This is a genomic window from Streptomyces sp. NPDC018031 (assembly GCF_044327625.1).
Taxonomy (GTDB): Bacteria; Actinomycetota; Actinomycetes; order Streptomycetales; family Streptomycetaceae; genus Streptomyces.
This window is the reverse complement of sequence record NZ_JBIRFT010000002.1, coordinates 35,524-48,525: the sequence shown is the minus strand read 5'-3', so window position 1 is coordinate 48,525 and position 13,002 is coordinate 35,524. Positions and strand designations below refer to the sequence as shown.

The window sequence follows — 13,002 nt, the reverse complement described above, 5'->3', positions numbered from 1 at the left end:
CGGAAACTCGGTTATGGGGCCAGGCCCACCGGAGCCTCAGTGGAGGTTCGCGCCCCACCAGCCCGGATCGATCACGCCTTCGGCGACGATCTCCGCGGGGCCGGTCATCTCCACGGTGCCGTCCGGCAGCTCACTGATCACCAGGCGGCCGCCGAGCACGTCCACGGTGTAGGTGACGGGGACGCCGTCGGCCACCGGGTCCGCGCCGTCCCGGCGGGCGGTGGCCACCGCGACGGCGCAGGCCCCGGTGCCGCAGGAGCGGGTCTCGCCGGAGCCGCGCTCGTGCACCCGCATCGCCACGTGGCGGGGGCCGCGGTCGACCACGAACTCCACGTTGACGCCCTCGGGGTAGACACCGGCCGGCTCCACGCCGGGCGCCGACAGCAGGTTCCCGGCGTACTCCAGGTCCTCGACGAAGGCGACCGCGTGCGGATTGCCCATGTTGACGTTGCGGGCCGGCCAGCTGCGGTCCCCGACTCGCACGGTGGCCTGCTCCTCGGGCAGCCGGGCGCGGCCCATGCCGACCGTGACGTCGCCGTCCTTGGCGAGGTGCACCCGCTTCACGCCCGCCCGGGTGGCGACCGCCAGGTCGCCGGGGCCCACCAGGCCGGCGTGGTGCAGGTAGCGGGCGAAGACCCGGGTGCCGTTGCCGCACATCTCGGCGATCGAGCCGTCGCTGTTGCGGTAGTCCATGAACCACTCGGCCTCGGCCGCCATGTCCCGTGCCTCCGGGTGGGCGGCGGACCGCACGACCCTCAGCACACCGTCGCCGCCGATGCCGGCGCGCCGGTCGCAGAGCCGGGCCACCTCGGCCGCGGACAGCTCCACGACACCGTCCGGGTCGGGGACGATCACGAAGTCGTTCTCGGTGCCGTGGCCCTTGAGGAAAGGCAGGGGTCGCGTAGTGCTCACCCCTCGATCTTACGGGCCGCCGCCGCCGAGCGGCGGGCCGGGCGGGCGCGGCGCAGGTCACGAGGGCGGGCCGCGGGCCGGCCGGGCGCGCCTACCGCAGCCGGGCCACGCGCCAGATCGCCAGCGCGGCCAGCATCGCGACGACGGCCACGTAGAGGGCGACGAACCGCCAGTCCGGGCGGCGCCCGGAGCCGCGCGGCGGCAGCCCCGGCCAGGTGTAGCCGACCCGCCGGGCCGCCATCAGGCCCCAGCCCGCGGCGCAGCAGCTGAGCAGCAGGCCGAGCATGGCGACCACCGCGCCGCCGTCCCCGAACTCGAAGGCGAGCGGGAAGGCGAACATCAGCGAACCGAGGATGGCCAGTCCGACGATCGGGGCGATCTGCCAGATCCGCATCCGCCGCGGCGGACGCAGATCGCGGAAGGACTCACCGGGCGCGGACGCCTCCGGGCCGTCCGGGGCCCCCGGTTCGCCCTCGGTGTCCAGGGCCGCCGGATCGAGCGCGCCCGGGGCGTCCGGGTCGCCGGGGATCCCGTCGTCCCCGGGCCCGTCCGGGACGAGGATCCCCGGGTCGTCCTGCTGCTGCGAAGTGTCGCGAGGGCCGGCCTCCATCGCCACACGCCCTCCCAACTCCAGACACGGCACGATCGAAGCTCGATGATGGCACGGGCACGGCGGCGCTATTGACACACGGGGCGTCCCGATGCAATCACGTGATCAGGCTGTGACCGCTCGTTCGACCAACGCCAGCGCACGGGCCTCGAGTTCCGCCCGGTCGGCGGCCGCTCCGCTGAGCCAGTGGACCCTGGGGTCGCGGCGGAACCAGGAATCCTGACGGCGTGCGAACCGCTTGGTGGCGCGCACCGTCTCGGCGCGGGCGGCCTCCTCGGTGCACTCCCCGGCGAGCGCGGTGAGCACCTGCTGGTAGCCGAGCGCGCGGGAGGCGGTGCGCCCGGAGCGCAGCCCCCGTTCCGCCAGCCGGCGCACCTCGTCGACGAGTCCGGCGTCCCACATCCGGTCCACCCGCCGGGCGATCCGCTCGTCGAGTTCCGGCCGCTCCACGTCGACGCCGATCTGCAGGGTCTCGTAGACCGCCTCGTGGCCGGGGAGGTTGGCGGTGAACGGCCGGCCGGTGATCTCGATGACCTCCAGCGCGCGCACCACCCGGCGGCCGTTGCTGGGCAGGATGGCGCGGGCGGCCTCCGGGTCGGCGGCCGCCAGCCGGGTGTGCAGGGTGCCGGGGCCGACGTCGGCGAGCTCGGCCTCCAGGCGCGCCCGTACCGCCGGGTCGGTGCCGGGGAACTCCAGGGCGTCGATGGCACCGCGGATGTACAGGCCGGAACCGCCCACCAGGACCGGGGTGCGGCCGGCGGCGAGCAGCCGGTCGATCTCGGCGCGGGCCAGCCGCTGGTACTCGGCGACGCTGGCGGTCTCGGTGACGTCCCAGATGTCCAGCAGGCGGTGCGGGATCCCCTGTTGCTCGGCCGGGGTGAGCTTGGCGGTGCCGATGTCCATGCCCCGGTAGAGCTGCATGGAGTCGGCGTTGATCACTTCGCCGCCCAGGCGGCGGGCGAGGGCGACGCCCAGGTCGGACTTGCCGGCCGCGGTGGGCCCGACGACGGCGATGACTCGCGGTGGGGGAACTGCGCTGTTCACGGGGACAGTCTCGCAAACCTCGCGGGGCACCCCCGAACGAGCGACGTGACGCCCCGGCCGCGGGTTCGTTTGCCCGTTGCGAGGTTCTGTGGGCCGGTTGCCCCACCGGAGGGGCGGGGGACGCGAGGGGACACCCGCCCGGCACGTAATTTCGCCCACACGAGTAAGGTATGGAGTTGATATGGGCGTTTTTGCAAGGTTTCGCCGACGTAAGCCCGCGGCGCCGACCGAGACGTCGACAGACGAGACGGCGGCGTGCGCTCGAACGGAGGATCCGGCGGCCCCGGCCGGCGACGCCGCCCCGGAGGCGGCGGACCGGACGGCCGGGGAGCCGGCCCCTGAAGGCGTGGGCATTCCGAAGCAGCAGAGCGCGGACGAGGCGGCCGACAGCGAGACCGGCGAGGGCGCCCGCACCTAGTCGCTGACCAGGGAAGGTGGCTCATGGGCCTGCTGGACACACTCAAGGCGAAGGCCGGCGTCATGAAGGGCAAGGCCGGCGGTTTCGTGCAGCAGCACGAGGAGCAGATCGGCCGGGGCCTCGACAAGGCCGCGAAGACGGTCGACTCGCGGACCAAGGGCAAGTACCGCGACCGGATCGAGACCGGGGCGGGCAAGGCCAAGGGCGCCCTCGGCCGCTTCTCCCACCAGAACGCCGAAGACGGCACCGGCACCACCGGCCCGGGCGGCCGGACCGGTCCGGGGTCGCAGACCGGCACCGCGCCGGACCCGGGCACCGGTCCGGAGACCGGTTCCGGTCCCGGCGGCAGCCCGTCCGGAACATGATCACCGGCGGCCGCGGGCCGTCCGGTTCCGTGGCCGCCCCCGCCATGGAACGGCACCGCCCGCGCGCCCTCCCGGGCCGGGGCCGCCGGCCCTGGCCGAGTCCTGCCGCCGGACGATCGGTTCCGGTGTCGGCCGCCCGGGCGCACCGGCCCCACCGGCCCGGTACCCCGACCCGCCCGGGAAACGTCGCGTTCCGCCCGCGGTGCGCCCGGGTGCACCGGTCCTCGGCCGGCTGACGCGGCCGGCCGGCGGTTCAGGACCAGGTGGCCACCGTGTAGCCGACCCCGTACGGCGCGTCGTCGTAGAGCAGCGCACCGCTCAGCCCCGCGTCCTCGCCCGCCCCGGCCAGCACCTGCCAGCAGGCCCGGCCGGACACCCGCAGCTCCGCGGCGAGCCCCGGGTCCAGCGCCTGGAGTGCGCCGGTGTCGGCGGCGGCCAGCGCCCCGGTCACCGCGGCGTCGAACCCGGCCGCACGCTCGTCCAGGTAGCCCGGCGCCTTCAGAGTGCGGCAGGCGCTGCCGTCGCCCATCACCAGCAGTGCGAGCCGGTCCGCGGGGGCCGCCAGTTCCCGGCCGATCACCCGGCAGCGCTCGCCGGTGGTCGCCTCGCCGACGCCCAGCCCCTCGACCGGGGCCGCGGCCCACTCGGTGCGCTCCAGCAGCCAGGCGGCCACGGCGAGGGAGAGCGGCAGCGGCTCCGCCCCGGCCGGTTCGCCGGAGCCCAGCCGGACCGCCGCGTCCACGCCCAGACCCCGGAAGGAACCGGGCGCCCCCTGCGGATGGAGGCGCGTCCCGGCCCGCTCCGGGGCGGGGCCGACCACCACCAGCCGGTCCGGGCGGGCGGCGGCGAGCACCCCCACGGCGTCGGCGCAGGCGGCGCGCAGCGCGTCCAGTTCCGCTGCCGCCCCCGCCGCGACCTCGGGTACGAGCAGGGGCGGGCAGGGGCAGAGGGCAGCGGCGGCAAGCATGGCCGGAACCCTAGCGGAACCGCCCGGCCGCCGCCCGGCGCGTCAGTCGCAGCCGCAGCCGGCGGCCGGGGCCGGGGTGGGCGCCGGGGCCCCGATGGTGGGCAGGCCCAGCATCACGCCCGCGGGCTTCTCCTGCGGAGCGGCGTTCCGCTTCTCCCAGGCGTCGCCGGCGCGGGTCCGCCGCACGGCGAGCACCGGCCCCTCGGCCAGCAGGTGGTGCGGGGCGGCGTAGGTGATCTCCACGGTCGCCACGTCGCCCGGCCGCACCGGCTCGGCCGGCCGGGTGAAGTGGACCAGGCGGTTGTCGGGGGCGCGGCCGGAGAGCCGCTGGGTGGCCTCGTCCTTGCGGCCCTCGCCCTCGGCGACCATGACCTCCAGGGTGCGCCCGGTCTGCTTCTTGTTCTCCGCCCAGGAGATCTCCTCCTGGAGGGCGACCAGCCGCTCGTACCGCGCCTGCACGACCTCCTTGGGGATCTGCCCGTCCATCTCGGCGGCCGGGGTGCCGGGGCGCTTGGAGTACTGGAAGGTGAAGGCCTGGGCGAACCGTGCCTCACGCACCACGTGGAGGGTCTGCTCGAAATCCTCCTCGGTCTCGCCGGGGAAGCCCACGATGATGTCGGTGGAGATGGCGGCGTGCGGGATCGCGGCGCGCACCTTCTCGATGATGCCGAGGTAGCGGTCCTGGCGGTAGGAGCGGCGCATCGCCTTCAGCACCGTGTCCGAGCCGGACTGCAGCGGCATGTGCAGCTGCGGCATCACGTTGGGGGTCTCGGCCATGGCCGCGATGACGTCGTCGGTGAAGTCGCGCGGGTGCGGCGAGGTGAAGCGGACCCGCTCCAGGCCCTCGATCCTCCCGCAGGCGCGCAGCAGCTTGGAGAACGCCTCCCGGTCGCCGATGTCGGAGCCGTAGGCGTTGACGTTCTGGCCGAGCAGGGTGACCTCGGTGACGCCCTCGGCGACCAGCGCCTCCACCTCGGCGAGGATGTCGCCGGGCCGGCGGTCCTTCTCCTTGCCGCGCAGTGCCGGGACGATGCAGAACGTGCAGGTGTTGTTGCAGCCGACGGAGATGGAGACCCAGGCCGCGTACGCCGACTCGCGGCGGGTGGGCAGGGTGGAGGGGAAGGCCTCCAGCGACTCGGCGATCTCCACCTGCGCCGCTTCCTGGATCCGGGCCCGCTCCAGCAGCACCGGCAGCTTGCCGATGTTGTGGGTGCCGAACACCACGTCCACCCAGGGGGCTCGCTTGACGATGGTGTCGCGGTCCTTCTGGGCCAGGCAGCCGCCGACGGCGATCTGCATGCCCGGGCGGCGCGCCTTGATCGGGGCCAGGCGGCCGAGGTTGCCGTAGAGCCGGTTGTCCGCGTTCTCCCGCACCGCGCAGGTGTTGAACACGACGATGTCGGCTTCGCCCTCGGCGGTGCCCTCGGGCGCACGCACGTAGCCGGCGTCCTCCAGCAGGCCCGACAGCCGCTCGGAGTCGTGGACGTTCATCTGGCACCCGTAGGTGCGCACCTCGTAAGTCTTCGCAGTCATCTCAGTCGACCAGGGTACGTGGTCACACCGCTCCCCCGCCCCTCCCTTCTCCGGCGTCCTGCTGGCAGGATCCTCGTCATGTCCGACACCGCGCCCTCCCCGCGCCGCCGCCGTCTGCTGCAGTCCGCGGCCGCGGCCGCGGCCCTCGCGCTGCTGCTGTGGTGGCTGCTGCCGGTCGGCGGCGGCGCCACCCCCGGGGGCCGGGTGGTGCTGTCCACCGGCGTGCCCACCGGGGTCTACGAGAAGTACGGCAAGCTGCTCCGTGCCGATCTGCGCCAGGACCTGCCCGAGGTCGAGGTACGGCTGCTGCACAGCCAGGGCTCGATCGACAACGTGCAGCGGCTGGCCAGCGGGAAGGCGTCGTACGCCATCGCCACCGCCGACGCGGTCGCCACCTACGCCGCGGAGGGCGGGGCGGGCGCCGAGCGGCTGCGCGCCTGTGCGCGGCTGTACGACGACTACATGCAGCTGGTGGTGCCGCAGGGCTCCCCGGTGCGGTCGGCGCGCGATCTCAAGGGGCTCCGGGTGGGGGTCGGGGAGGACCGCTCGGGCGTGCAGCTGATCACCCGGCGGTTGCTGACCGCCGCCGGGCTGGACCTGGACCGCGACATCCGGGCCAGCCGGGTGGGCATCGACCGGATGACCCGGCTGATGCGGGAGAACCGGCTGGACGCGTTCTTCTGGTCCGGTGGGCTGCCCACGACGGCGCTGCAGGACCTGGCCCGGAACGTCCCCGTCCAGCTGGTCCCGCTGGACGACCTGGCCGGGCCGCTGTACGAGCAGGGCGAGCGCACCCGCTACTACCGGCCCGCGGTGATGCCGCCGGACGCCTACCCGTGGGTCCAGCGGGGCGAGACGGTCAAGACCATCGCGGTGGCGAACCTGCTGGTGACCACCGAGGACGCGGACCCCGCGCTCACCGAGCGGATCACCCGCACGGTGATCGGCAGCCGGGACCGGATCGGTGAGGTGGTGCACGCCGCGCAGAAGGTCGACCTGCGCACGGCGGTGTTCACCGACCCGCTGCGGCTGCACGAGGGGGCGGCGCGGTACTACCGGTCGGTCAAGCCGTAGCGCCCTCGGCGGCCGGTCCCCCCGGACCGGTCTCGGCGGGGGTGCGCGGGACGGTGATGGTCACCCGCAGGCCGGTGGGCTCGTTGGGGGCGAAGGCGAGCCCGGCGCCGCCGGCCGCGAGCAGCGCGCGGGAGATCGACAGGCCGAGGCCGGAGCCGGAGACGTTCTGGTGGCGGTTGCTGCGCCAGAACCGGTCGCCGACCCGGTCGAGCTCCTCGCCGGTGAGTCCCGGCCCGCCGTCGGCGACGGTGATCGTCACGGTGTCCGTGTCCGCCGGCACCGCCACCGTCACATGGACCGCCGCACCGGCCGGGGTGAACTTCAGCGCGTTGTCGACCACCGCGTCCAGGGCGCTGGAGAGGGCGACCGGATCGGCCCAGCCGGTGGCCGCCGCGGGGCCGCCGTGGGTCAGCCGGACGCCCTCGCTCTCGGCGAGCGGCAGCCAGGCGCCGACCCGGTCGGTGGTGAGTTCGGCGATGTCAGTGAGGACCGGCAGGCTGGTGGCGTGCTCGGCGAGGGCCAGGTCGAGCAGATCGTCCAGCACCCGGGCGAGGCGCTTGCCCTCGGCCCGCACCGAGGCGATCTCGGTGTGGCCCTCGGGCAGGTCCAGGGCGAGGAGTTCGATGCGCAGCAGCAGCGCGGCGAGCGGGTTGCGCAGCTGGTGCGAGGCGTCGGCGACGAAGGCCCGTTGCTGTTCCAGGACTTCCTCGACGTTGTCCGCCATCTCGTTGAATGAGCGGGCGAGGCGGCGGAGTTCGGGAGGGCCGGAGGCGGCGGCGACCCGGGAGTTCATCCGTCCGGTGGCGATGCCGTGGGTGGCCGCGTCCAGGATGCGGATGGGGCGCAGCACCCAACCGGTCAGCCGGATGGCCGCGCCCACCGCCAGCAGCATCGCGGCCGCCTCCCCGCCGGCGATGAGCAGCCAGCCGTGCAGGATGCGGGAGCGCATGGGGCCGGTGGGCGATTCGGTCACCACCACGTAGACCACGTCGCCGTCCCGGATCACCGGGGAGGCGACGGTGAGGCCGTCCCGCTGCCAGGGCCACACCTGGCCGGGGTCGTGGCTGCGGCGGCCCGCCAGGGCTTCCGCGAAGGCCTCCGCGCCCTCGCCCTCGCGGGGCACCTGCCACCCGGCGGGGGCCTGGGCCAGCGGGGTGCCGGTGCGCTGGAAGACGCCCACCTTGATGCCGTAGACCTCGTGGTAGCGGAGCAGGTCGTCACGGAGGGTGGACAGCCTGCGCTCCTCCTCCGCGGCGGAGGCGTCGTCCCCCCACTCGGTGAGCCGGCCGCCGGGCCCGGAGGTGACCGACTGGGCGAGCGCGGCGAAGCGCGCGGTGTCGTCGATCCGGTCGACGATCACCCGCTGCTGCTCGCGGGCGGCCAGGCTCACCGCGAGCGGGAAGCCGAGCGCCAGCAGCACGCTGGTCATGAGGACGATGAGGAGCGGGAGGAGTCGGGTGCGCACGGGACGGGCGGGTACCGGTCAGCGGGCGGCCGGGGCGACGAGCCGGTAGCCCACGCCGCGGACGGTCTCGATCAGGGCGGGCATGCGCAGCTTGGAGCGGAGCGAGGCGATGTGCACCTCCAGGGTGCGCCCGGTCCCCTCCCAGCTGGTGCGCCACACCTCGCTGATGATCTGTTCACGGCGGAAGACGACGCCGGGGCGCTGGGCGAGCAGCGCCAGCAGGTCGAACTCCTTGCGGGTCAGCGGCACGGCCGAGCCGCCCACCGAGACCTGGCGGGTGGGGAGTTCGATGGTGAGCGGGCCGAGGCGCAACGGGGGCTGGGGGCCCTCACCGGGCGTGTCCTCGGCGCCGCCGGGCCCGTCGGCGGGCACCGTGCGGCGGCTCACCGCGTGGATGCGGGCGAGGAGCTCCATCGGGTCGTAGGGCTTGACGACGTAGTCGTCCGCGCCGAGGTTGAGGCCGTGGATCCGGGAGCGTACGTCGGCGCGCGCGGTCACCATGATCACCGGCGTGCTGGTGAGTTTGCGGATCCGGCCGCAGACCTCGAAGCCGTCCTGGTCCGGCAGGCCGAGGTCGAGAAGCACGACACCGAACGGTGCCCGGCCGGGCAGCAGCGCCTGGAGCGCCTCCTCGCCGCTGCGGGCGTGCGTGACGTCGAACCCGTGCCGGCCGAGCACGGCGGAGAGGGCGGCGGCGACGTGGTTGTCGTCCTCGACGAGCAAAAGCCTCATCGCCCTCTCCTGTCTCGTTCGGGGCCACCGGTCGGTGTCGCCGGCGGGTACGCGGCGGGACTCCGGCGGGAACCGGACCGGTACGCCGGATGTCTTGGTCACAGGGCATCCACCCCGATGCGCGGGGCGCACGTCAAGACGCATCCGGGTCCGGGAGGGTTCCGTTATGGACCCGGTACGGAACATTCCGTGCCCTGTTCACGCAGAGTGTCGGTTTGCGGCCGGATCGTTATGCTCAATTTCCGCTCAGATGTACTGACGATGGTCGCACCCCGTCACTAAGGTCCTCCCAACCGAGGAGGATGGAGCGAGACGCCGATGAGCGAAGTACCGGTGACCAAGGACGCCGCACCCGCGGCGGGCGAACTGGTCACGCTGTCTGGAGTCAACAAGCATTTCGGCGCCCTGCACGTGCTCCAGGACATCGACCTGTCCATATCCCGGGGTGAAGTCGTCGTCGTCATCGGGCCGTCGGGTTCCGGCAAGTCGACCCTGTGCCGCACGATCAACCGGCTGGAGACGATCGACTCCGGGTCGATCACCATCGACGGGAAGCCGCTGCCCGAGGAGGGCAAGGAACTGGCCAGGCTGCGTGCCGACGTCGGCATGGTCTTCCAGTCGTTCAACCTCTTCGCGCACAAGACGGTGCTGGAGAACGTCACGCTGGGCCAGATCAAGGTCCGCAAGACGGACAAGCAGAAGGCCGAGCAGAAGGCCCGCGAGCTGCTGGACCGGGTCGGTGTCGGCACCCAGGCCGACAAGTACCCCGCGCAGCTCTCCGGTGGCCAGCAGCAGCGCGTGGCCATCGCCCGCGCGCTGGCCATGGACCCCAAGGTGATGCTCTTCGACGAGCCCACCTCCGCCCTCGACCCGGAGATGATCAACGAGGTGCTGGAGGTCATGCAGCAGCTCGCCCGGGACGGCATGACCATGGTCGTCGTCACGCACGAGATGGGGTTCGCGCGCTCCGCCGCGAACCGAGTCGTCTTCATGGCGGACGGCCGCATCGTCGAAGAGGCCCAGCCGGAGCAGTTCTTCAGCAACCCGCGGAGCGACCGGGCCAAGGACTTCCTGTCGAAGATCCTGCATCACTGACCGCCACGCGGTGAGCGCGCCCACCGGCCACCGCACCGCGATCACCCCCGACGACACACAGTTCCGACGACTCAGAGGTTCGACGACTCGAAGGTTCGACGACTCGACGACTCGACGTAGCCAAAGGATGTTCACCATGAAGTTCCGCAGGACGGCCGCCGCGGCCGCTGCCGTGCTCTCCCTGTCCCTGACCGCCACCGCCTGTGGCTCCGGCGACGAGGACAAGATCAAGATCGGCATCAAGTTCGACCAGCCGGGTCTCGGACTCAGGACGCCGGACGGCGACCACGAGGGCTTCGACGTCGATGTCGCGACGTACGTCGCCAAGGAACTGGGCTACGACGAGAAGGACATCGACTGGAAGGAGTCGCCCAGCGCCGAGCGCGAGAACATGATCTCGCGCGGTGACGTGAAGTTCGTGGTCGCCACCTACTCGATCACCCCCGAGCGCAAGGAGAAGGTCAGCTTCGCGGGCCCGTACTTCCTCGCCCACCAGGACCTGCTGGTCCGCTCGGACGACAACTCCATCAAGGACGCGAAGGACCTCAACTCCAAGAAGCTGTGCTCGGTGACCGGTTCCACCTCCGCGCAGAACGTCAAGAAGGACTTCGCGCCCGAGGCCGAACTGCAGCGCTACAACAAGTACTCGCAGTGCCTCACCGGCCTGGAGAACGAGAACCTCGACGCGCTGACCACCGATGACTCGATCCTGGCGGGCTACGCCTCGCAGAAGAACCACCAGGGCAAGTTCAAGCTCGCCGGGCTGAAGCTGAGCGACGAGAACTACGGCATCGGCATCAAGAAGGGCGACAAGGAACTCCAGGGGAAGATCAACAAGGCCCTGGAGAAGATGGTCAAGGAAGGCGCCTGGGACGAGGCCGTGAAGAAGCACTTCGGCCCGGCCAACTACAAGAACGAGCCGGCTCCGCAGATCACCGAGAAGAGCTGAGGACACGACGGCGTGCGCCGTCCCGCCCGGGACGGCGCCGGCCCAATCATCCGAACCTGGGGAGAGCGCGGTAGAACGTGTTCGATTTTCTTGAAGGGTACGACCTGCTGGCGGCCTTCTGGGTCACGGTGAAACTCACCGTGTTCTCGGCCATCGGCTCCCTGATATGGGGAACCGTCCTCGCCGCCATGCGGGTCAGCCCGGTTCCGGTCATGCGTGCCTTCGGTACCGCGTACGTGAACATCGTGCGGAACACTCCGCTGACCATCGTCATCGTCTTCGCCTCCCTGGGACTGCACCAGACGCTGGGCATCTCGCTGACCGGCGGCACGCTCGACGACATCAACTTCCAGCTGGCGGTGCTGGCGCTGAGCGCCTATACCGCGTCGTTCGTCTGCGAGTCGCTGCGCTCCGGCATCAACACCGTGCCGCTCGGGCAGGCCGAGGCCGCCCGGGCGCTGGGGCTGAACTTCCGTCAGGTGCTGACGCTGGTGATCCTGCCGCAGGCGTTCCGTTCGGTGGTGGCGCCGCTGGCCAACGTGCTGATCGCCCTCACCAAGAACACCACGGTCGCCGCGGCCATCGGGGTGGCCGAGGCCGCGGCGCTGATGAAGGACATGATCGAGAACGAGAGCGACGCCGTCTTCCTGGTGTTCTCCGTCTTCGCCTTCGGCTTCGTCGTCCTGACCCTCCCGGCCGGCCTGCTGCTCGGCTGGCTCAGCAAGCGTGTGGCGGTGAAGCGATGAGCAACAACCTCTCCGTTCTCTACGACGCCCCCGGCCCGCGGGCCAAACGGCGGAACCACCTCTACACCGCGCTGTTCCTGGTCGTGCTCGCACTGGCCGCCTGGTGGGTCCTGGACACCATGGCCGAGAAGCACCAGCTGGACGGGGAGAAGTGGAAGCCGTTCGTCACCGACGGCCGGGTCTGGACGGAATACGTCCTGCCCGGTCTGGGGGAGACGCTCAAGGCGGCGGTACTCGCCATCCTCATCGCGCTGCCGCTCGGCGCGGCGCTCGGCATCGGCCGGCTCTCCGACCACGCGTGGATCCGCGTCCCGGCCGGTGTGGTGGTGGAGCTGTTCCGGGCCATCCCGGTGCTGATGCTGATGCTCTTCGCCAACACGGCGTACTCGGAGTTCACCACCGTGGAGTCCGAGGTGCGTCCGCTGGTCGCCGTGGTGACCGGCCTGGTGCTCTACAACGCCTCGGTCATCGCCGAGGTCGTCCGGGCCGGCATCCTCTCGCTGCCCCGCGGTCAGAGCGACGCCGCCCAGGCGATCGGCATGCGCAAGGGCCAGATCATGATGTCGGTCCTGCTGCCGCAGGCGGTCACGGTGATGCTCCCGGCACTCGTGAGCCAGCTCGTGGTCATCGTGAAGGACACCGCGCTCGGCGGCGCGCTGCTGGGCTTCGAGGAACTCTTCGCCCAGATCTCGCTGATCGACTCGAACTACGCGAACACCATCGCCGCGCTGGTCGTCGTCGCCCTGGTCTACGTGGTCGTGAACACCCTGCTCACCTCCTTCGCCGGCTGGCTGGAGGGCAGACTCCGGCGCGGCCGGAAGAGCACCGGTGCCGTCCTCGCCGCCGGTCCCGGCGACCCCGCGGACGAACTGGTGAAGGCAACCGACCAGCAGAACGGCCGGGCGGTCTGACCGTCAGGCACCCTGTGTGAGCGGCCTCGGACGAGCAGGCGGCGGCGCTGTGCGCCGCCGCCTGCGCCGTATCCGCCTCTTTCCTCGCTTGACGCAAGCGCCCGCAGTGGGTTGCATACGCTGTGTGATCACGACCCGGGCTACCTCCACCGACTCCCCCACAGCCCTCCCCACCACCGGG

General features: G+C 72.3%; 13 protein-coding genes. 6 read left to right on the top strand and 7 right to left on the bottom strand.

The window, feature by feature from the left end; genetic code table 11:
* Positions 1 to 36: 36 nt before the first annotated feature.
* From dapF to miaA, 3 genes are all read right to left on the bottom strand, one after another.
* The gene (gene dapF / locus ACH4B3_RS06590; protein ID WP_398461642.1) at positions 37 to 912 is read right to left on the bottom strand and encodes a diaminopimelate epimerase; all 876 of its coding nucleotides are present in this window, start codon (positions 910 to 912) and stop codon (positions 37 to 39) included.
* A gap of 91 nt (positions 913 to 1,003) precedes the next feature.
* Positions 1,004 to 1,522 (bottom strand): hypothetical protein, encoded by a 519-nt coding sequence (locus tag ACH4B3_RS06585; RefSeq protein WP_398461641.1) that lies wholly within the window; start codon positions 1,520 to 1,522, stop codon positions 1,004 to 1,006.
* Positions 1,523 to 1,627: 105 nt separating this feature from the next.
* Positions 1,628 to 2,566, bottom strand: a complete 939-nt coding sequence (gene miaA, locus ACH4B3_RS06580; protein WP_398461640.1) for a tRNA (adenosine(37)-N6)-dimethylallyltransferase MiaA — start codon at positions 2,564 to 2,566, stop codon at positions 1,628 to 1,630.
* Between the two features lie 441 nt (positions 2,567 to 3,007).
* Here miaA and ACH4B3_RS06575 point away from each other — a divergent pair, with 441 nt between their 5' ends.
* On the top strand, positions 3,008 to 3,349 hold the full coding sequence (locus ACH4B3_RS06575; RefSeq protein WP_398461639.1) for an antitoxin: 342 nt from the start codon (positions 3,008 to 3,010) through the stop codon (positions 3,347 to 3,349).
* Positions 3,350 to 3,602: 253 nt separating this feature from the next.
* Here ACH4B3_RS06575 and ACH4B3_RS06570 read toward each other — a convergent pair whose 3' ends face one another.
* Positions 3,603 to 4,316, bottom strand: coding sequence for a class III extradiol dioxygenase subunit B-like domain-containing protein (locus ACH4B3_RS06570; protein ID WP_398461638.1), 714 nt, complete (start codon positions 4,314 to 4,316; stop codon positions 3,603 to 3,605).
* Between the two features lie 42 nt (positions 4,317 to 4,358).
* Entirely contained in the window at positions 4,359 to 5,849 is a 1,491-nt protein-coding gene (miaB, locus tag ACH4B3_RS06565) for a tRNA (N6-isopentenyl adenosine(37)-C2)-methylthiotransferase MiaB (RefSeq protein ID WP_398461637.1), read from the bottom strand.
* Between the two features lie 78 nt (positions 5,850 to 5,927).
* Here miaB and ACH4B3_RS06560 point away from each other — a divergent pair, with 78 nt between their 5' ends.
* Positions 5,928 to 6,923 carry a TAXI family TRAP transporter solute-binding subunit gene (locus ACH4B3_RS06560; RefSeq protein ID WP_398461636.1) on the top strand — a complete coding sequence of 332 codons (996 nt, stop codon included), beginning with the start codon at positions 5,928 to 5,930 and terminating at the stop codon, positions 6,921 to 6,923.
* Here the strand turns inward: ACH4B3_RS06560 and ACH4B3_RS06555 are convergent.
* Together ACH4B3_RS06555 and ACH4B3_RS06550 are read right to left on the bottom strand one after the other, a co-directional pair.
* Complete coding sequence (locus tag ACH4B3_RS06555; RefSeq protein WP_398461635.1) at positions 6,913 to 8,388, bottom strand: sensor histidine kinase; 1,476 nt, start codon at positions 8,386 to 8,388, stop codon at positions 6,913 to 6,915. The genes ACH4B3_RS06560 and ACH4B3_RS06555 overlap by 11 nt on opposite strands.
* Before the next feature lie 18 nt (positions 8,389 to 8,406).
* The gene (locus ACH4B3_RS06550) at positions 8,407 to 9,120 is read right to left on the bottom strand and encodes a response regulator transcription factor (protein WP_398461634.1); all 714 of its coding nucleotides are present in this window, start codon (positions 9,118 to 9,120) and stop codon (positions 8,407 to 8,409) included.
* A 318-nt stretch (positions 9,121 to 9,438) separates the two neighbouring features.
* Between ACH4B3_RS06550 and ACH4B3_RS06545 the strand changes: the two genes are divergently transcribed.
* From ACH4B3_RS06545 to ACH4B3_RS06530, 4 genes are all read left to right on the top strand, one after another.
* Positions 9,439 to 10,215, top strand: a complete 777-nt coding sequence (locus ACH4B3_RS06545; RefSeq protein WP_398461633.1) for an amino acid ABC transporter ATP-binding protein — start codon at positions 9,439 to 9,441, stop codon at positions 10,213 to 10,215.
* Between the two features lie 136 nt (positions 10,216 to 10,351).
* On the top strand, positions 10,352 to 11,164 hold the full coding sequence (locus ACH4B3_RS06540; protein ID WP_398461632.1) for a glutamate ABC transporter substrate-binding protein: 813 nt from the start codon (positions 10,352 to 10,354) through the stop codon (positions 11,162 to 11,164).
* A gap of 77 nt (positions 11,165 to 11,241) precedes the next feature.
* Positions 11,242 to 11,910 (top strand): amino acid ABC transporter permease, encoded by a 669-nt coding sequence (locus ACH4B3_RS06535; RefSeq protein ID WP_398461631.1) that lies wholly within the window; start codon positions 11,242 to 11,244, stop codon positions 11,908 to 11,910.
* Positions 11,907 to 12,821: an amino acid ABC transporter permease gene (locus ACH4B3_RS06530; RefSeq protein WP_398461630.1), complete on the top strand. Its 915-nt coding sequence runs from the start codon at positions 11,907 to 11,909 to the stop codon at positions 12,819 to 12,821. The genes ACH4B3_RS06535 and ACH4B3_RS06530 overlap by 4 nt, the downstream gene beginning before the upstream one ends.
* Positions 12,822 to 13,002: the final 181 nt, after the last annotated feature.

What these genes read in the sequence shown, in the direction of transcription:
- ACH4B3_RS06530 (WP_398461630.1), top strand. Translation starts at nt 11,907, where the DNA reads ATGAGCAACAACCTCTCCGTTCTCTACGACGCCCCCGGCCCGCGGGCC.
- ACH4B3_RS06570 (WP_398461638.1), bottom strand. Translation starts at nt 4,316, where the DNA reads ATGCTTGCCGCCGCTGCCCTCTGCCCCTGCCCGCCCCTGCTCGTACCC.
- ACH4B3_RS06545 (WP_398461633.1), top strand. Translation starts at nt 9,439, where the DNA reads ATGAGCGAAGTACCGGTGACCAAGGACGCCGCACCCGCGGCGGGCGAA.
- miaB (WP_398461637.1), bottom strand. Translation starts at nt 5,849, where the DNA reads ATGACTGCGAAGACTTACGAGGTGCGCACCTACGGGTGCCAGATGAAC.
- ACH4B3_RS06540 (WP_398461632.1), top strand. Translation starts at nt 10,352, where the DNA reads ATGAAGTTCCGCAGGACGGCCGCCGCGGCCGCTGCCGTGCTCTCCCTG.
- ACH4B3_RS06585 (WP_398461641.1), bottom strand. Translation starts at nt 1,522, where the DNA reads ATGGAGGCCGGCCCTCGCGACACTTCGCAGCAGCAGGACGACCCGGGG.
- ACH4B3_RS06560 (WP_398461636.1), top strand. Translation starts at nt 5,928, where the DNA reads ATGTCCGACACCGCGCCCTCCCCGCGCCGCCGCCGTCTGCTGCAGTCC.
- ACH4B3_RS06575 (WP_398461639.1), top strand. Translation starts at nt 3,008, where the DNA reads ATGGGCCTGCTGGACACACTCAAGGCGAAGGCCGGCGTCATGAAGGGC.
- ACH4B3_RS06550 (WP_398461634.1), bottom strand. Translation starts at nt 9,120, where the DNA reads ATGAGGCTTTTGCTCGTCGAGGACGACAACCACGTCGCCGCCGCCCTC.